This window comes from Paraburkholderia phymatum STM815 (assembly GCF_000020045.1).
GTDB lineage: Bacteria > Pseudomonadota > Gammaproteobacteria > Burkholderiales > Burkholderiaceae > Paraburkholderia > Paraburkholderia phymatum.
This window is the reverse complement of sequence record NC_010623.1, coordinates 1,708,306-1,724,829: the sequence shown is the minus strand read 5'-3', so window position 1 is coordinate 1,724,829 and position 16,524 is coordinate 1,708,306. Positions and strand designations below refer to the sequence as shown.

Below are 16,524 nucleotides of genomic sequence, written 5' to 3'. Positions count from 1 at the left end.
GTCGAAACGAACTCCTTCATACTGCGCGCCGCATCGGGCGCGCACACGCTCAATGCGTTGAAAGCGGATGACCAGCCTGCGCCAGCACTGCGTTCACTTCGGCAAGCATCGGCATCGAAGGCGCCGTGCCGGGTCGAGTCACCGAAATGCCCGCCAACGCGCAACCGAAGCGCAGCGCTTCGACGGCGTCCGCACCGCGCGCGAGCGCCGCTGCGAAACCGCCCGTGAAGCCATCGCCCGCGCCCGCCGTTTCAACCACGCGTCCGCATTGGAACGCAGGCACGAACACCGATTGTTCAGCCGAATGCAGCAACGCACCGGCTTCGCCGAGCGTGACGATCACATTGCGCACGCCCTTGTTCAGCAGCACGTCGGCGGCACGTCGCGCGTCGTCCACGTTGCGGACCTCGATGCCCGTCAGCGCAGCCGTCTCCGTTTCGTTCGGCGTGATGTAGTCGCACAGCGGAAAGATGCTGTCGTCGAGCGGCAACGCGGGCGCCGGATTGAACACCGTTGTCACGCCGTGCTTGCGCGCGACTTCGAGACCGCGCCGCGCGGCGCAAACCGGCTGCTCGAGCTGCGTGACGAACACGCGCGCCGACGCGATATCAGCCTCGATCGCATCGACGTCGCCCGCGTTCATCAAGCCCGCCGCGCCCGACGCGACGATGATCGCGTTCTTGCCGGTCATGTCGTCGACAAAGATATGCGCCGCGCCAGTGGATGCGCCGTCCACCACCGACGCGCGCGCCGTGATGCCTTCGGCGTCCCATGTCGAGCGCGCAATCGCGCCGAATGCGTCGTTGCCGATGCGCGTGACGAACACCACATCGGCACCCGCGCGCGCCGCCGCGACGGCCTGATTCGAGCCCTTGCCGCCCGGTCCCATCTTGAACGCATTGCCCGCGACCGTTTCGCCGATCAGCGGCATGCGGTCCGCGCGGAACGTAAGGTCGGTGACATAGATGCCGAGGATGACAACGCGACCTTCTTTCTGTTGCACGGCCATTGCGTTCACCCTTTCGAAGCAGGTGCATCCGGCGCAAGCAGCACGCCCTTCTTGAAGACAAAGCAGCCGTAGCCGCGCTGCTCGCCCGTCGCGATCACGCAGTAGGCCTTCTTCGCGCGCGCATAGAAAGCAAAGCGCTCGATACCGACAAACGGCACCTCGCGCCCTTGCGCCTCGTTCACTTCGGCTTGCGCTTCGCGCTGCACCGCGGGGATAGTATCCGGCTCGCCGACCACTTCCATTCGCAGCGCAGGATCGTCGACGAAGGTATCGAGCGGCAACACCGACAGCACCGCGCGAATCGCGCGCGGCGCATCGACGCCGTCGAGCCGCAGCAGCTTGCCCGTGACGGACTCCCGCGCGACCGAGTCGCCCGGAAAGTTCGCGTCGCAAATCACCAGTTCGTCGCCGTGACCCATCGCGCGCAGCGCGTGCAGCACATCGGCGTTCAACAGCGGGTCCAGATTCTTCAGCACGTTGTCTCCTCCGTTATTCGGTTGGCGCGCTTATGGTTCGCTCGGATCCTGCAGGTTCCCGTCAGGCGATCGGAACACCATCAGTCGCCATACGGTATCCAGATGTTCTTGACTTGTGTTGCATGGCGCAGAAACGCTGGGCCTTCGCTCGATGCGTCGAACCAGTCGCATGCGCGGCCATGATCGACGAATGTGCGCTTCAGGTTTCCCGCCGACTCGCGTTCGGCCAGCACCGAATCTTTCGCCGCGCCGAAGCACCACAGCGCATCGACATCGTCGTGGCTCGCGAGCGCCGACAGCAACGGGCCGCGTTCGCCTGTCACGATGTTGAGCACGCCCGCGGGGACATCCGACGTCTCGACGACCTGATAGAAGTCGGTCACTGTAAGCGGACTCGTCGAACTCGGCAAGACGACTACACGATTGCCCATTGCAAGCGCAGGGGCAATCAGCGAAACGAACGACAGCAGCGGCGCTTCGTCCGGGCATGCTACGCCGATCACGCCTAGCGGCTCGTTCATCGCCAGCGCCACGCCGCGCAACGGCGGCGCATGCACCGCGCCGTCGAACTTGTCGGCCCATGCAGCATACGTGAAGAGCCGCGTCACCGACGCCTCCACTTCGCGGCGCGCTTGCGCCTCGCTCACACCCGTGCGCTTGACCAGTTGCTGTGCGAATTCATGCGCGCGCACGGCAAGATTTTCCGCGAGATAGTAAATCACCTGAGCGCGGTTGTGCGCGGTGGCCTGCGACCACTTCTGCGCGCCGCGCGCCGCTGCGACGGCATTGCGGATGTCCTTGCGATTGCCGTCGCCCACTTCACCGGCGATCGCGCCATCGGCGCCATACACGGGCAGCGTATAGCCGCTGTCGGGCCGCGCCTGCTTGCCCCCGATGAAGAGCTTCGCGGTCCGGTCGATCGCGAGCACGTCGGCACCTTGCCGCGCATCATGCGACGGCGACGGCGTCACCCGATGCACCGGGCTGCGCTCTTCGCGCGTGAGCCACGCTTTCGGCTTCACGTACTCGTAGATGCCTTCGCGGCCGCCTTCGCGTCCATAACCCGACTCGCGATAGCCGCCGAAGCCGACAGCCGCATCGAACAGATTGGTCGCATTGACCCACACCACACCGCAGGCAAGGCGCGGCGCGATGTCGAGCGCGCGCCCGATCGTCTCGCTCCAGATGCTCGCGGCGAGGCCATAGCGCGTGTTGTTCGCCAGCGCGACGGCTTCGTCGGGCGTGCGGAACGTCATTGTCACGAGCACGGGGCCGAAGATTTCTTCCTGCGCGAGCGTCGATGCGGGCGCCACACCCGTGACGAGCGTCGGCGGATAGTAGCAGCCGTCTGCGGGCACGCCCGCTTGCGTCGACTGATAGATTTCGCAACCTTCGCGGCGCCCCGCTTCGACGAGCGATTCGATCCGCTCCAGTTGTACCTTGTCGACGATCGCGCCGAGATCGATGCTCTTGTCGAGCGACGGACCGACACGCAAGGTCGCCATGCGGCGCTTGAGCTTGTCGATGAAGCGTTGCGCGACGCCTTCCTGCACCAGCAGACGCGAGCCAGCGCAGCACACCTGCCCCTGGTTGAACCAGATCGCGTCGACGACACCTTCTACTGCGCCGTCCAGATCCGCGTCGTCGAACACGATGAACGGCGACTTGCCGCCCAGTTCCAGGGTCAGCGATTTGCCCGTGCCCGCCGTCACCGAGCGAATCAGACGGCCCACCTCCGTCGAGCCCGTGAACGCGATCTTGTCGACGCCTGCATGCTCGACGAGCGCGGCGCCCGTGCGCCCATCGCCCGTCACCACGTTCAGCACGCCCTTCGGCAAGCCCGCACGCTGCGCGAGTTCGGCGAACAGCAGCGCCGTGAGCGGCGTGTATTCAGCCGGCTTCAGCACGACGCAGTTGCCCGTAGCGATCGCGGGCGCGATCTTCCATGCGAGCATCAGCAGCGGGAAATTCCACGGCACGATCTGGCCGATCACGCCAAGCGGCGCGAAGTCCTTGAACTCGCTGTCCTGCAACTGCGCCCAGCCTGCGTGATGCAGAAAATGCCTTGCTACAAGGGGGATATCGATATCACGCGTCTCGCGGATTGGCTTGCCGTTGTCGAGCGCTTCGAGCACGGCGAACAGGCGGCTGTGCCGCTGCACCATCCGCGACAGCGCGTACAAATGGCGCGCCCGGCCTGCACCGCCCAACGCGAACCATGCGGGCTGCGCGGCGCGCGCGGCGGCGACTGCGGCGTCGATATCCGCTGCATCGCCCTGCGCGATGTGGGCGAGCAACCTGCCCGTCGCCGGTTCGTGCGACGCGAAGCGCTCGCCCGCTGCGGGCGCGCGCCATCCACCGTCGATGAAATGACCGAACATCGCGTCATGCTGCGCGAGCCACGCGCGTGCGGGCTGATCGTCCTCCGGTGCGGGACCGTACTCCATCGATGAAAAATACTCGGCTACGCTCATGGGATCGATCTGCTCAGGCAACAGGGTGGCGGTTGAAGGCGGAATAGCGGCCAGTCGCGTGATGCTCGAGCTGGCGTTCGATGTCGGCAAGAAGACTGGACGCGCCGAAGCGGAACAGTTCGGGTTCGAGCCAAGGACGGCCCAACTCCTCTTTCATCAGGATCTGGTACGACAGCGCCGTCTTCGCGTTCGACACGCCGCCCGCCGGCTTGAAGCCGATCAGAATGCCCGTGCGTGCGTGGTATTCGCGAATCATGCGCGCCATCACGAGCGACACGTCGAGGGTCGCATTGACGCCCTCCTTGCCCGTCGACGTCTTGATGAAATCAGCGCCTGCCATCATGCAGATCATCGATGCGCGCGCGACGTTCGACAACGTCTGGATATCGCCCGTCGCGAGAATCGCTTTGAGATGCGCTCCGCCGCATGCGGCGCGAAAGTCGCGCACTTCGTCGTAGAGCGCCTGCCAGTTGCCCGTGAGCACATGTTCGCGCGTGACGACGATGTCGATTTCCTGCGCGCCGTCGGCCACCGACGCTTCGATTTCCTTCAGCTTCAGCGGATGCGGAATCAGGCCGGCGGGAAAGCCCGTCGACACAGCTGCAACGGGAATGCCGGTGCCGCGCAACGCATCGACGGCGGCGGCGACGTAGCGGTGATACACGCACACGGCGCCTGTCGTGATGCTGTGCGACGGCACATCGAGCGCCGCGAGGATATCGGCGCGCACCGGTTGGCGCGCCTTCGCGCACAGACGCCGCACGCGGCCTTCCGTGTCGTCGCCATTGAGCGTGGTCAGATCGATACAGGTGACGGCCTTCAGCAGCCATGCGGCCTGCGCGTCTTTCTTGACGGTCCGGCGCGTGGCGAGCGTCGACGTGCGGCGTTCGACAGCCGACTGGTTGACGCGCAGCCCATCGAGCCACGCGAGATCGAAAGGCACGCCCGGATTGCGTACGGGATGAAGGTGGGCAGCGCGCCGCAGCGCGATCACCGAGGAAGACGAAGACTGCGTAGGAGCTTCAGGCATGAGACGTCCACAGTTTGTGCAATGCACAGCAACGGCTGATGGTTTATTCGCATGCATCCTACATCGCTTGAGAGAATTCTAACAAGCGTCGTTATGATCGTTTCCCCCATGCGTCCCGGGACGAGCGGCCGTGAATGCGGATAGAAGCCTTGTCGGGCGGTGCTTCCGTGCGGATTGCGCGCGGGCATTGGTGTTTTCACCAGGTGCGAGGCGGCGCGCGTGAGGTCCGCGATGTCACAACGATTGGAACAGCGCTTGCAGGACGTCTCGCGCCACTGGACTGCCTGTCGAAGGAGATTCGCTCATGGCCGTGAAGATCGGGATTTCGGGCTGGCGCTACGGAGGCTGGCGCGGCGTGTTCTATCCGAAGGATTTGCCGCAGAGGCGCGAGCTCGAATTCGCGTCGCGCGCGGTCGATACCATCGAGATCAACGGCTCGCACTACTCGCTGCAAAGCATCAACAGTTATCTGTCATGGTACGGCGCGACGCCGGACGGCTTCACGTTCAGTGTCAAGGGTCCGCGTTATCTCACGCACATGCTGCGCTTTCGCGACGAGACCGCGCGTCCCGCCATCGCCAACTTCTTCGCATCCGGCGTGCTCGCGTTGCGCGACAAGCTGGGCGCATTCCTCTGGCAATTTCCGCCCACCTTCAAGTTCGCGCCCGAGTCGTTCGAAGCGTTCCTCGCGCTCTTGCCGCGCGATGCAGAATCGGCCGCGGCGCTGGCGCGCGAACACGACGGCCGCGTCAAAGAGCCGTGGTGCGAGGTCGACGTGAACCGACGCCTGCGCCATGCCATCGAAATCCGTCACCCGAGCTTCTGCGTGCCCGAATTCGTCGCGTTGCTGCGCAAGCACAAGGCAGCGCTGGTCGTCTCCGATGCGACCGCGGACTGGCCGTATGTCGAGGACGTGACGAGCGACTTCGTCTATCTTCGCCTGCACGGCAGCGAGACCCTCTACGGCGGCGCGTACACCGACGAAGCGCTCGACCGTTTCGCCGCGCGTGTCGACGCATGGTCACACGGCGGTGAACCGGGCGACGCCGTGCGAATTGCGCGACGCGCTCCCACGCGGCGCCGCTCGCGCGACGTGCTCGTCTATTTCGACAACGACAAGAAAGTGGAAGCGCCGTTCGACGCGGCGCGGCTCCGGCAGCGTGTCGTGCCATCGACTGCAACGACGGATGCGAAACAGAGCGGCCACGCCGACTGACTACGCCGCCCGGCTCACCGCGCGTCGGCTCGATCAACGCATTTAAGGCTGTCTCATACGCTTTTCAAGCCCCTGATTTTTGCAGAATGCACACTTGAAAAGTTTGCAGAGGCTTCCTATCTATCGACTCATCAGGGCAGCCGCTGCATCGACATGACGGCGCTGCATGTATCCACTTCGACCGTCGCGGCATGACAGGCAACCCGGCACACTCAGACCGGCGCGCTTTGCCGCTCAGAGGAGAGAGCGACCATGAGTGACTTCTATTTCGGCACCGATCTGTTCAGCGAACTCGACCGTTTGCAACGGCATGTGTCGAGCGCGTTCGGCGGCGGCTTCCCATCCAGCATTCGTTCGAGCCGTGCCGGTGCGTTCCCGGCCCTCAACATCGGCACGACGGAAGACGCGATCGAGATCGTCGCGTTCGCGCCCGGCATCGATCCGTCGAAGCTGGAACTGTCGATCGACAAGGGCCTGCTCACCATTGCCGGCGAGCGCCCGGCACGGCCCGCCGAAGAAGGATCGCGCGCCTATGCTCAGGAACGCTTCAAGGGCACGTTCCGCCGCGTCGTCGAATTGCCGCAGCAGGCCGACCCCGACAATGTGCGGGCGCGTTATGTCGACGGCCTGCTGGTCATTACGGTCGGCAAGCGCGAAGCATCGAAGCCGCGTGCCATCACGGTTCAATAATTTCGAGGTGCAATCATGAGCGACAACACTCAAGTGACCCAGCGCGACGACAGCGCAAGCGCACCTAGCCGCAACGGTGCGCACGAGCAGGAACGACGCGTCACGCTGACGCCGCCCGTCGATATCGTCGAAGACAGCAAGGCTGTGACGCTGTGGGCCGACTTGCCCGGCGTGTCGAAAGACAAGCTCGACATTCGCGTCCACGACGGCAGCCTGACGATCGAAGGCGAGTCCGCTGTGCCGACGCCTTCGAATGTACGTTTCTCGCATGCGGAAGTGCGTGCGCCCTTCTTCGCGCGGCGCTTCACGATCAGCGACGACTTCGACACGTCGAAGATCGAAGCCAACCTGAAGGACGGCGTGCTGAAGCTCGTCATTCCGCGCCGCGAACAGGCTCAGCCTCGGCGAATCGAAGTGAACGTCGGCTAAGCGCCGTGTCGACGTAGAAACGGAGCACCCGCGTGCTCCGTTTTTTTATCTGCTTGAGACGTACGTCGTATCCCGCTACATGGCTGCGTCCAGCGCGGACCGCAAGTGTCCGATGGCATCGCTCCAGTCGTTGCGCTTCGTCTGGCGGAACAGGCGCATGTGCGGATACCACGGACTGTCTTCGCGCTTCAATTGCCAGCGCCAGTCGGGCGTAAACGGCAGCGCGATCCACACGCGTTTGCCGAGCGCGCCCGCAAGGTGCGCGACGGCCGTATCGACGGTGATGACGAGGTCGAGTTGCGCGACGAGCGCGGCCGTCTGCGCGAACGTCGTCAAACGGTCCGAGACGTCGCGCAACACGCCACGTGCAACGAGTTCATCGACGCCCGCGCGGTCGTCTTCACGCACATCCTTCACGAGCGACACGAACTGCACGCGCGCGTTGAAAAGCGGCATGCATTGCGCGAGCGGAATAGAACGGTTGTGATCGTTCAGATGCGTGCGGCTGCCCGACCATACGATGCCAACGCGCGGACGTGCGTCGTCTTGCGCGAACACATCGGCGAATCGATCCAATAGGTGCGGATCGGCATGAACATACGGACTTTCGATGCGCAGATCGGTTTCGCGGACTTTCAGCGCGAACGCGAGACTGAGCATCGGAATGTGATAGTCGAACGCCGGAAGCGGCGCGGTTTCGCCGATCACATCAGCCGTGCCGCTGTAATCGTGCAGCAAGGGCAGCAGCGCGTCCTGAACCCGCAAGATCACGCGCGCGCCCATCGCGTTCAACCGGCCGACGAAGCGGATGAACTGCAACGTGTCGCCGAAACCCTGCTCGGCATGCACGAGCAAGGTCCTGCCCGTAAGCGGCTGCTTGCCTGTCCACAGCGTCGCGCCGGGCAGGCCGTGGCTCATCGTGCCGTCCAGCCAGCGCCATTCGTATTCGCGCCAGCCATGCTCGAACTCGCCTAACAGCAGATTGGTCTGCGCGCGATTGGTGCGCGCGCCGGCGTCATTCGTGTCGATCGATATTGCTTTCTTGAACTGCTGTAACGCCTCGTCGAAGCGATGTAGATCGCGCAACGCCACGCCGAGATTCACATATGCGCGCACGAAGTTCGGCTTGAGCGCGATCGCCTGACGATAGGCCGCGAGCTCTTCGTCATAACGCTCCATCTGACCAAGCAGCGTGCCACGGTTGTAGTGAACTTCAGCCGATTGCGGATAACGCTGCGCAAGACGCGCAAGGCGTTGCAGCGCACGCTCATGCTCGCCTGTTGCAACCAGCGACATCGCCGCGCCATGCAGCAATTCCGCGTGGTCGGGAAATGCCGCGAGTACGCGCTCGAACAGCACCAGCGCGTCTGCATGACGCCCCGCTAGCTGACAGATGTGCGCAGCGAAATGAAGCTGCTGCGGAGTCGTCGATGCGGGCCGCGCGGCACGCAGCGCATAATCCGCCGCGCGCGCGTGATCGCCCTGCTTCGCAGCGACGTAGCCGAGCGCTTCGAGTGCTTCGTTGTGGTTCGGGTCGATCGACAGGATGCCGTTCAGCAGCGCGGCCGCTTCGTCGTATTGACCTGCGGTGAACTTCTGCTGCGCGTCGGCGAGTTTCTGGGCGATATCGTGATTCATGATGCAGCGGTTCGGCGCAACGCCGCGTCGCGCCCGGAGACGGAGAGGTCGATTGTACGCGAGCCCATCGCGTGACCGCTGCTTCGCGCCCGCGTCGTTCACGGGCCGCTGGACGTGCCGTCATCAAACCGACACGCGAATCTTGTTGTTCTTCTGCATTTCTTCGAGTTGCTTTTGCGCTTCGATTTCCTGCTTCAGCATCTCGCGCACTTTCTGCATGACCTTCTCCCGCTCTTCGGGCGACATCCTGTTCAGGTCGTCTTGCGTGACGCCGAGTTTCGCGAGAATCATCTTCTGCAGACGCTCGCCTGCAGAGCCTTTCGTGTAATCGGTCAGCTGATCGAGCAGTTCCTTGAAGGACGGCTTGCCGCCCGCCTGGGCGCCCGACGTGCCCGATGTGCCCGTCGCGCTGCCCGCACCCGCGGCGCCGATTTTGTTTGTCGTTTGCATGGACATGCGTTCCCCGGAGTCGTGTTGAAATTGTTAGATCGACCTGTGCGTACCGCTTCGCGCAGCACTGTAGTCACGACGAACGCGCGCGTCAACGGTTCTCTTACGACATATTCCGACACAAGCGCCATCTGATCCAACCGGCCAATGCGAGCAGCATGAGCCCTGCGCCGCCGAGCACCGGTTCGCGCCACGCGACCAGCGCAATGAACGTGAATGCCCGGGCACTCGCGAGCATGGCGAAGCCCGCGACGGCACCCGATGCCGTATCGATTGCGCCTTGCGCGCGTGCGCAAACAGCGGCATCGACGGTGACGGCGGGCTCATGCATGATCTGTCTCCGGTCCTGATATGTGGGATGGCCGTGGGTCAGGCAGCGCCGGGCGCTTCGTCGAGAAAGCCCGTCACGGACTGCAGCCGGCCGTGCGTATCGACGACACCAAAGTCGGAACCCTTCACGATCGATGCACCCGACGGCGACAGCAATTCCCAGGAAAAGCGCAGCCGGTTGGCGAAAGCGTCGACGTCCGTCGTGCGGCGAAACGTGTGCTTCGGAAAGCGCTCATGGACGGCGCGGATCATCGCGTCGATGCCGTCATGTCCGTTGCCGGACAAAAGCGGATCGACATAGGCGGCGTCGTTCGCCCACGTCGCCGAGATCAGCTCGCGGCGGCGGCCGGCGTCGGTTTCGTTCCATGCGTCGAAGTAACGCTCGATCAATGCGGTAGGCGCGTTCATCAGTGACTCCTTCAGTCGGTAAATGGTCGAGACGTCCGCCGTCTGCTTCACGATGGCGGCCGCCTCGGACTGAAGATTCGTCGATGAACGTGCGCGGGTCGATTACGCCGGAGGTAATGAAAGGACGGCACCTGCGGCTTCAATGTCCACAGGTGCAGGAGAGAATGACATGAGGAACGGCGGCAAGCAGATGCGCGTCAGGCCTTCGCCGCGCTCGCCTGATCGGCGATTCGTCGGCCTTCGTCGTAGCCCGCTTCGCGCGCTTCTTCTTCGCTGCGGAACGTCGCGACGAGTTCCTGGAAGCGACGGCTCTGTCCTTCGAGATGCGCGTCCGCGCCGTGCCGGCACACATAGCCGACGTAGTGCCACAAGGTCTCCGGCACGGGCGGCCCGTAGGCCGTGACGGGAAGCACCCAGACCTCCTGGCCGTTGTGCTCGATCTTGTCCCACATGTTCGCCTCCGGAACGGTCGCAAGGGACTTCAGTATGAGCCCGTTCGGCGGCGCATGCGATTGTGCGGTGCGCCGTCCGGATGCGCCGCGGCATGCTGCGGCCGCGCTTTACCTCGCACGTCATGGAATCGCGGCGCGATTTGGCTATCATCGTCGGCATGAATACGCTCACTGCCACCTCGTCCGCGCTCGCAGGCGCCCCTTCGATGAGCCGCACCGTCGGCGACATGCTGCGCGAATGGCGACAGCGGCGCCGTATGAGCCAGTTGCTGCTCGCTTCCGAAGCCGAGATCTCGACGCGGCATCTGAGCTTCGTCGAATCGGGCCGCGCGCTGCCAAGCCGCGAAATGGTCATGCACCTTGCCGAACGGCTCGACGTGCCGCTGCGCGCGCGCAATGCGCTGCTCGTCGCGGCGGGCTACGCGCCGCTCTATCGCGAACGCCCGCTGAGCGATCCGCAACTCGGCGCGGCGCGCGAGGCCATCGATCTCGTGCTCAAAGGTCATGAGCCATATCCGGCTGTCGCTGTCGACCGGCACTGGACGATCGTCGCAGCAAATAACGCACTCGCGCCGCTGCTGACGTCCGCCAAGCCCGCACTGCTGGAGGCGCCCGTGAATGCGCTGCGCCTGTCGATGCATCCGGACGGCATCGCGTCGCAGATCGCCAACTGGCATGCGTGGCGCGCACATCTGCTGTCGCGCCTGCAACGGCAAATCGACGTGAGCGCCGATGCGACGCTCGCCGCGCTTCATGACGAACTCGCCGCTTACCCGACGCCGCCCGGCGCCGAACCCGCCGACGACAGCCATACGTCACCGCTCGAACAAATTGCGGTGCCGCTGCGCCTGCGCACCGAACTCGGCATGCTGTCGTTCTTCAGCACGACCACGGTATTCGGCACGCCCGTCGACGTCACGCTGTCGGAGCTGGCGATCGAAGCCTTCTTCCCCGCCGATCCGCACACAGCCGACGCGCTGCGCACGTTTGCGGACACGCGCGCGGCTTCGGCCGCCGCGAGCGCCTGAAGCTCGCGCATGGCAGAAGCGCCCTCGATCCGTCAGTTCGGGCCGGCTGACCGCGACGTGTTCTTCGCACTGCGTCTGCGAGGGCTGGAAACGCATCCCGCCGCGTTCGGGCAAAGCTACGACGAAGCCATCGAGCGCGGACCGTCTCAATTCGATTCGATGCTCAGCGGCATGCGCGCCGCCGAGGGCAGCTTCCTGCTTGGGGCCTTTTCGCCAACAGACGGCGCGTTGGTCGGCACGGTCGGCCTGATGCGCGAAACGCGCCACAAGGAACGGCACAAGGGCTATGTGATCGGCATGTATGTCGCAGACCAGGCGGCAGGCCGCGGTGTCGGCCGCGCACTGCTGACGGCGCTGCTCACGCGCGCCGCACAAGTCGACGGCTTGCGGCAGGTCGGGCTGATCGTCACGAGCGTAAACGCGCCGGCCCGCGCGCTGTACGAATCGTTGGGTTTCCGCGTCTACGGAACTGAGCCCGATGCGCTGTGCATCGGCGGCGTTTTCCACGACGCCGATCTGATGGTGCGCTTCATGTCACCGCAGTGGCACCCCGGCCACGGCGAATGAAAGAGCAAGACGCGGAGTGCGTAGGCGCGTGCCCCTGCGTAGACTGGGCGGCATCGGAAAAGCAACCACTGCGACGGAGCCGCTCATGCAGGATTTCGCCTTCGACACCCAGACCACGCTATTCAGCGGCGACCAGCCGCCGCGCAAAAGCCGGTGCGAGGCGGCGCCTGCCATCGCCACGCAACAGTGCATCGATGAACGCGTCGATGCGACCGATTGGAGCCGCGTTGCAGGCGAACTCGATGCGCACGGCTGCGCAATGCTGAACGGCCTGTTGAACGCCCACGAGTGCGACGCATTGAGCGCGCTCTATCCGCGCGACGACCTGTACCGTAGCCGCGTCGTGATGGCGCGGCACGGCTTCGGACGCGGCGAATACAAGTACTTCGGCTATCCGCTGCCCGACGCGATCGGCGCGTTGCGCGCGGCCGTCTATCCACATCTCGCACCCATTGCCAACGCGTGGCACCAGGCGATGGGCATCGACGTGCGCTTTCCGCCGAGCCACGCCGCCTTTTTGCGCCGCTGTCATCAGGCGGGACAGCTGCGTCCAACGCCGCTGCTCCTCCAGTATGCGACGGACGACTACAACTGCCTGCATCAGGATTTGTACGGCGAGCACGTTTTCCCGCTCCAGCTCGCGATTCTGCTGTCCGAGCCCGGCCAGGACTTCACGGGCGGCGAGTTCGTGCTGACAGAACAGCGGCCGCGCATGCAGTCGCGCACGGAAGTCGTGCCGCTTCGCAAGGGCGACGCCGTGCTGTTCCCGGTGCATCAGCGGCCCGTCCAGGGCGTGCGCGGCGTATATCGAGTCAACATGCGGCACGGCGTGAGCCGGCTTCGCTCGGGGCATCGGCATACGCTCGGCGTGATCTTTCACGACGCGCGATAAACCCCGCCACACGCGAATAAGCGCGATAGGTCTTACAACGCGCCTAGCTGCCCTCGGGGACGTTCTCACACGAACGCGGCAGTGCTCACCGCGTCCGTTACACGCGATGTAACGAGCGTAATGGATGCAGGCATCATTCGCCGCGACGGCTGTGGCCGTGCTGGCAGGCAGCTATGCGTCTGTCTGGCGCGTCCCCATGCGATCCCTCATCGCAGCCGTCGCGGGCGCCCCGCGTCCTGGCTATGGCGCCAGGCGCGCCGACGGTTGTCATATCGGCGCCTATTTCCGAGGCGTCCTGTCAGGCAGCTTGCATGCAGGCTATTGCTCGTCGCCGCGTTCACCCGCTTCGTGGTCCGAACGCGGACGCACCCGCTTTTCGGGCTCGAAAGGGACAGAATTCCCGAGCCCCGGCTCATGAATCGTTACAAACCCAGGCGGATTCTGTAACAGGTTGCGGCCGAGGCAGTTACAAATCCCTACCGGTTTGTAACGTCTTTCCGTTACATCTCGGGTTATCCCGGACGGCTGCCTGGCGGCGTATTTTTTACCTGCCTCTTTTTCGTTTTCTTTCTCTCCGCTTTCTAAACTCATATCGTTTTCGCATATGCGCCGGCGGCAGGGATAAATCGGAAACTATTGCGTCAATCCTTATAGAACAAGGGTTTGCCCGTACCCGGCTGCAAACGTTTTCCGTCTGCCTGCGCATTATGACCGCACCATGAAAGACTTACCGAAAAGGGTGTTGTTTTGTCGTATCTTTTTTTTGAGAAAAGTGTTGATTTCTGGAAATCCTGTTCATACAATTCCGCCCAAGCTGTTACGAAATGTAACGGCTTGTATCAGAGGTTGGCCGGATGTATCTGTGCACCAACTTGACGCCGGAAATCATCAGTGTTCGGCGGGGCATAAGACCAAAACGGCAGAAAATGCCGACATAAGTAATTCGGGGCTTCGGAAAAGAGAAAATGGACCGTAGCAGCGAGACGCTGGATTCTATCCGCGAGATCAACTTGTCTTACATCATGCTCGCACAACGCATGTTGCGCGAGGACAAGGCAGTCGGCATGTTCCGTCTGGGCTTGTCGTCGGAGCTGGCCGATATTCTTGCCGGGCTGTCGCTCGCGCAGATCGTCAAGCTGGCCAGCTCCGATCAGCTTTTGTGTTTTTTCCGCTTCAACGATCACACGATGTTGTCGGCGTTGACGCACACGTCCCGTCACGCAGAAGTGGCATCGACGCATGCCGCGATCCTGCTGGCCGGACAGCCCGCAGAGCAGTTCGCTTAAACCTTAGAGGACTGCCATGCTGAAAAAGAGCCTTACCGAAGATGCGCAGGAAGTTTTCCGCGCCATCGCGCTGATTGAACTGGGCGCGCGCATGCAGGTGCTCGAAAGCGAGCTGACGCTGTCGCGCGACCGTATGATCCGCCTGTACCGCGAGGTCAAGGGCGTGTCGCCGCCGAAGGGCATGCTGCCTTTCTCGGCAGACTGGTACATGACGTGGCTGGCGAACATCCATGCATCGCTCTTCTACAACACGTATCTGTTCCTGAAGAACGAAGCGCGCTGCTCGCATCTGGATGCGCTGACCAAGGGTTATCGTCTGTATCTGGAGCATTGCCGTCATAGCGAGACCGAGCCGGTTCTCGACTTGACGCGCGCATGGACGCTCGTGCGTTTCTTCGACGCCGAGATCCTGCAACTGACGCCCTGCTACCGCTGCAGCGGCAAATTCGTCGCGCACAAGCACGACCTGCAGCACAACGTCGTATGCGGCGCCTGCCAGCCGCCGTCGCGCGCCGGTAAGACAAAGAAGGCCGCGGCCGCGAAGCGCGACGCGCAGAAGGAAGTCGTCTGCGTGCCGCAAGTCGCGGAAGAAGTCGATCTGATCGAAGAACTGATCGAGGAAACTGCGTTGGCGGCCTAGCGCCGCATCACGCACTGTCCATCCGAAGCAACGAATTGCATTTGAAGCCGGTCTCTCGAGACCGGCTTTTTTTCGTCCGCTTTTCCTGCGCCCGCGTTTTGCCTCAGGCGGCGAGGCCGAACGTCTGCACGACGAGCCAGATATTCGCGGCACTGATCAAGCCGAAGAGCGCCCACGCGACAATGCGCGTCGGCAGCCGGTTCGCGAATTCGCCCATCAACGCGCGGTCGTTCGTCATGCGGATCAGCGGATAGAGCGCGAACGGCAGTTGCAGGCTCAACACCACCTGGCTCGCGACGAGCAGTTGGCCGACGGCACCGTTACCGAGCATCTGCACACCGACGAGCGCGGGAATCAGCGCGAGCGCCCGTGTGATGAAGCGCCGCTGGTAGCACGGAATCTTCAGCTGCAGGAAGCCTTCCATGATGACCTGCCCGGCAACCGTGCCCGTGAAGGTGGAGCTTTGTCCCGACGCGAGCAGCGTGATCGCAAACAGCACGGCCGCGAAGCCCGTACCGACAATCGGCGCGAGCAGCCGGTAGGCGTCCTCGATTTCGGTGACGGCCGTGTGCCCTGTCGAATGGAACGCAGCCGATGCGAGAATCAGGATGGCCGCGTTGATCATCAACGCGAGAAACAGCGCGACGATCGTATCGATGCGCGACAGCGAGATCGCGCCCGCAATGCCTTGATGGTCGCGTTTCACCGCGCGCGTCTGCACGACGGACGAATGCAGATACAGGTTATGCGGCATGACGGTAGCGCCGAGAATGCCGATCGCGAGATATAGCGGCTCGCGTTCGCTGACGGCTTGCCACGACGGCACGAGGCCTGCCGCGACGGACGGCCAGTGCGGATGCACGAGCGCGAGCTGGATCACGTAGCCGATGCCGATGGTCGCGATCAGGCCGAGCATGATCGCTTCGAGATCGCGGAAGTTCTTGCCCTTCAGGCCGAGCACGATCAGTGTGTCGAACGCGGTGAGGATCACGCCCACCGTCAGCGAGCACTTGAAAAGCAGATGAAAAGCGAGCGCGCCGCCCAGCACCTCGGCCAGATCGCAGGCGACGATCGACAGTTCGGCAAGCAGCCATTGCACCCGCGCGACGCCCGGCGAATAACGCGTGCGCGACAGCTCCGCGAGATTGCGGCCCGTGACGATACCGAGACGCATGCTCAGACACTGCAGCACCATCGCCGCGAGGCTCGACAGCACGACGACGAACAGCAGGTTGTAGCCGTAACGCGAACCGGCTTCGATGTCGGTGGCCCAGTTGCCCGGGTCCATGTAGCCGATCGACACGAGCAGGCCCGGACCTGCGAACTGAAGGATTCTTTTCCAGAATGGCGCGGACTGCGAGACGGCGACGGAGCCCTGCACCTCGGATGGGCAGAACGGCGCGGTTGCTGTAGTAGGAAGTTTGAACTGCAAAGCCGGTAACCTCGAGGTGGATGAACTCGCGGCATGGGTCGAGGGTCGTGCCGCGAAACGCGCTCAAGTGTACAAAG

At 63.6% G+C, this 16,524-nt stretch carries 18 protein-coding genes and 1 pseudogene; 9 read left to right on the top strand and 10 right to left on the bottom strand.

Annotated elements, in window-relative coordinates; translation table 11 throughout:
- Positions 1–49 precede the first annotated feature (49 nt).
- The 4 genes from rbsK to deoC all read right to left on the bottom strand — a co-directional run bounded on the left by rbsK (position 50) and on the right by deoC (position 4,989).
- Entirely contained in the window at positions 50–1,009 is a 960-nt protein-coding gene (gene rbsK, locus BPHY_RS23395) for a ribokinase (protein WP_012403935.1), read from the bottom strand.
- A 5-nt stretch (positions 1,010–1,014) separates the two neighbouring features.
- Positions 1,015–1,485: an RbsD/FucU family protein gene (locus tag BPHY_RS23390; protein WP_012403934.1), complete on the bottom strand. Its 471-nt coding sequence runs from the start codon at positions 1,483–1,485 to the stop codon at positions 1,015–1,017.
- Positions 1,486–1,565: 80 nt separating this feature from the next.
- Complete coding sequence (locus BPHY_RS23385) at positions 1,566–3,959, bottom strand: aldehyde dehydrogenase family protein (RefSeq protein ID WP_012403933.1); 2,394 nt, start codon at positions 3,957–3,959, stop codon at positions 1,566–1,568.
- A 13-nt stretch (positions 3,960–3,972) separates the two neighbouring features.
- A complete protein-coding gene (gene deoC / locus BPHY_RS23380) occupies positions 3,973–4,989 on the bottom strand; it encodes a deoxyribose-phosphate aldolase (RefSeq protein ID WP_041764590.1) in 1,017 nt (338 codons plus the stop codon).
- A 304-nt stretch (positions 4,990–5,293) separates the two neighbouring features.
- Between deoC and BPHY_RS23375 the strand changes: the two genes are divergently transcribed.
- The 3 genes from BPHY_RS23375 (at position 5,294) to BPHY_RS23365 (ending at position 7,324) form a co-directional block, all read left to right on the top strand.
- The gene (locus tag BPHY_RS23375) at positions 5,294–6,205 is read left to right on the top strand and encodes a DUF72 domain-containing protein (protein WP_012403931.1); all 912 of its coding nucleotides are present in this window, start codon (positions 5,294–5,296) and stop codon (positions 6,203–6,205) included.
- A gap of 252 nt (positions 6,206–6,457) precedes the next feature.
- Positions 6,458–6,895: an Hsp20/alpha crystallin family protein gene (locus BPHY_RS23370; RefSeq protein WP_012403930.1), complete on the top strand. Its 438-nt coding sequence runs from the start codon at positions 6,458–6,460 to the stop codon at positions 6,893–6,895.
- 15 nt (positions 6,896–6,910) lie between these two features.
- A complete protein-coding gene (locus BPHY_RS23365; RefSeq protein ID WP_012403929.1) occupies positions 6,911–7,324 on the top strand; it encodes an Hsp20/alpha crystallin family protein in 414 nt (137 codons plus the stop codon).
- A gap of 75 nt (positions 7,325–7,399) precedes the next feature.
- On the opposite strand, the gene BPHY_RS23360 is transcribed toward BPHY_RS23365, so the two are convergent.
- From BPHY_RS23360 to BPHY_RS23340, 5 genes are all read right to left on the bottom strand, one after another.
- On the bottom strand, positions 7,400–8,962 hold the full coding sequence (locus tag BPHY_RS23360) for a tetratricopeptide repeat protein (RefSeq protein ID WP_012403928.1): 1,563 nt from the start codon (positions 8,960–8,962) through the stop codon (positions 7,400–7,402).
- A 123-nt stretch (positions 8,963–9,085) separates the two neighbouring features.
- Positions 9,086–9,412, bottom strand: coding sequence for a hypothetical protein (locus BPHY_RS23355; protein WP_244257761.1), 327 nt, complete (start codon positions 9,410–9,412; stop codon positions 9,086–9,088).
- 103 nt (positions 9,413–9,515) lie between these two features.
- Complete coding sequence (locus tag BPHY_RS23350; RefSeq protein ID WP_012403926.1) at positions 9,516–9,743, bottom strand: hypothetical protein; 228 nt, start codon at positions 9,741–9,743, stop codon at positions 9,516–9,518.
- A gap of 38 nt (positions 9,744–9,781) precedes the next feature.
- Positions 9,782–10,150 carry a nuclear transport factor 2 family protein gene (locus tag BPHY_RS23345; protein ID WP_012403925.1) on the bottom strand — a complete coding sequence of 123 codons (369 nt, stop codon included), beginning with the start codon at positions 10,148–10,150 and terminating at the stop codon, positions 9,782–9,784.
- A 197-nt stretch (positions 10,151–10,347) separates the two neighbouring features.
- Positions 10,348–10,602, bottom strand: a complete 255-nt coding sequence (locus tag BPHY_RS23340) for a hypothetical protein (protein WP_012403924.1) — start codon at positions 10,600–10,602, stop codon at positions 10,348–10,350.
- A gap of 158 nt (positions 10,603–10,760) precedes the next feature.
- Between BPHY_RS23340 and BPHY_RS23335 the strand changes: the two genes are divergently transcribed.
- The 6 genes and pseudogenes from BPHY_RS23335 (at position 10,761) to flhC (ending at position 15,015) form a co-directional block, all read left to right on the top strand.
- Entirely contained in the window at positions 10,761–11,630 is an 870-nt protein-coding gene (locus BPHY_RS23335; RefSeq protein ID WP_456093672.1) for an MmyB family transcriptional regulator, read from the top strand.
- Positions 11,631–11,639: 9 nt separating this feature from the next.
- Positions 11,640–12,197 carry a GNAT family N-acetyltransferase gene (locus BPHY_RS23330; RefSeq protein WP_012403922.1) on the top strand — a complete coding sequence of 186 codons (558 nt, stop codon included), beginning with the start codon at positions 11,640–11,642 and terminating at the stop codon, positions 12,195–12,197.
- Between the two features lie 85 nt (positions 12,198–12,282).
- Entirely contained in the window at positions 12,283–13,089 is an 807-nt protein-coding gene (locus BPHY_RS23325) for a 2OG-Fe(II) oxygenase (RefSeq protein WP_012403921.1), read from the top strand.
- A gap of 69 nt (positions 13,090–13,158) precedes the next feature.
- A pseudogene (locus BPHY_RS41860) lies at positions 13,159–13,536 on the top strand (YeeE/YedE thiosulfate transporter family protein); the annotation flags it as partial.
- Positions 13,537–14,054: 518 nt separating this feature from the next.
- On the top strand, positions 14,055–14,375 hold the full coding sequence (flhD, locus tag BPHY_RS23320) for a flagellar transcriptional regulator FlhD (protein ID WP_007585797.1): 321 nt from the start codon (positions 14,055–14,057) through the stop codon (positions 14,373–14,375).
- Positions 14,376–14,391: 16 nt separating this feature from the next.
- The gene (gene flhC / locus BPHY_RS23315) at positions 14,392–15,015 is read left to right on the top strand and encodes a flagellar transcriptional regulator FlhC (RefSeq protein ID WP_012403919.1); all 624 of its coding nucleotides are present in this window, start codon (positions 14,392–14,394) and stop codon (positions 15,013–15,015) included.
- Between the two features lie 103 nt (positions 15,016–15,118).
- Here the strand turns inward: flhC and BPHY_RS23310 are convergent, their stop codons facing one another.
- The gene (locus BPHY_RS23310) at positions 15,119–16,447 is read right to left on the bottom strand and encodes an Nramp family divalent metal transporter (RefSeq protein WP_012403918.1); all 1,329 of its coding nucleotides are present in this window, start codon (positions 16,445–16,447) and stop codon (positions 15,119–15,121) included.
- Between the last annotated feature and the right edge of the window lie 77 nt (positions 16,448–16,524).

What these genes read in the sequence shown, in the direction of transcription:
- BPHY_RS23335 (WP_456093672.1), top strand. Translation starts at nt 10,761, where the DNA reads ATGAATACGCTCACTGCCACCTCGTCCGCGCTCGCAGGCGCCCCTTCG.
- flhD (WP_007585797.1), top strand. Translation starts at nt 14,055, where the DNA reads ATGGACCGTAGCAGCGAGACGCTGGATTCTATCCGCGAGATCAACTTG.
- BPHY_RS23330 (WP_012403922.1), top strand. Translation starts at nt 11,640, where the DNA reads ATGGCAGAAGCGCCCTCGATCCGTCAGTTCGGGCCGGCTGACCGCGAC.
- BPHY_RS23340 (WP_012403924.1), bottom strand. Translation starts at nt 10,602, where the DNA reads ATGTGGGACAAGATCGAGCACAACGGCCAGGAGGTCTGGGTGCTTCCC.
- BPHY_RS23325 (WP_012403921.1), top strand. Translation starts at nt 12,283, where the DNA reads ATGCAGGATTTCGCCTTCGACACCCAGACCACGCTATTCAGCGGCGAC.
- BPHY_RS23385 (WP_012403933.1), bottom strand. Translation starts at nt 3,959, where the DNA reads ATGAGCGTAGCCGAGTATTTTTCATCGATGGAGTACGGTCCCGCACCG.
- BPHY_RS23355 (WP_244257761.1), bottom strand. Translation starts at nt 9,412, where the DNA reads ATGCAAACGACAAACAAAATCGGCGCCGCGGGTGCGGGCAGCGCGACG.
- BPHY_RS23350 (WP_012403926.1), bottom strand. Translation starts at nt 9,743, where the DNA reads ATGCATGAGCCCGCCGTCACCGTCGATGCCGCTGTTTGCGCACGCGCG.
- BPHY_RS23370 (WP_012403930.1), top strand. Translation starts at nt 6,458, where the DNA reads ATGAGTGACTTCTATTTCGGCACCGATCTGTTCAGCGAACTCGACCGT.
- flhC (WP_012403919.1), top strand. Translation starts at nt 14,392, where the DNA reads ATGCTGAAAAAGAGCCTTACCGAAGATGCGCAGGAAGTTTTCCGCGCC.
- BPHY_RS23365 (WP_012403929.1), top strand. Translation starts at nt 6,911, where the DNA reads ATGAGCGACAACACTCAAGTGACCCAGCGCGACGACAGCGCAAGCGCA.
- BPHY_RS23375 (WP_012403931.1), top strand. Translation starts at nt 5,294, where the DNA reads ATGGCCGTGAAGATCGGGATTTCGGGCTGGCGCTACGGAGGCTGGCGC.
- rbsK (WP_012403935.1), bottom strand. Translation starts at nt 1,009, where the DNA reads ATGGCCGTGCAACAGAAAGAAGGTCGCGTTGTCATCCTCGGCATCTAT.
- BPHY_RS23345 (WP_012403925.1), bottom strand. Translation starts at nt 10,150, where the DNA reads ATGAACGCGCCTACCGCATTGATCGAGCGTTACTTCGACGCATGGAAC.
- deoC (WP_041764590.1), bottom strand. Translation starts at nt 4,989, where the DNA reads ATGCCTGAAGCTCCTACGCAGTCTTCGTCTTCCTCGGTGATCGCGCTG.
- BPHY_RS23360 (WP_012403928.1), bottom strand. Translation starts at nt 8,962, where the DNA reads ATGAATCACGATATCGCCCAGAAACTCGCCGACGCGCAGCAGAAGTTC.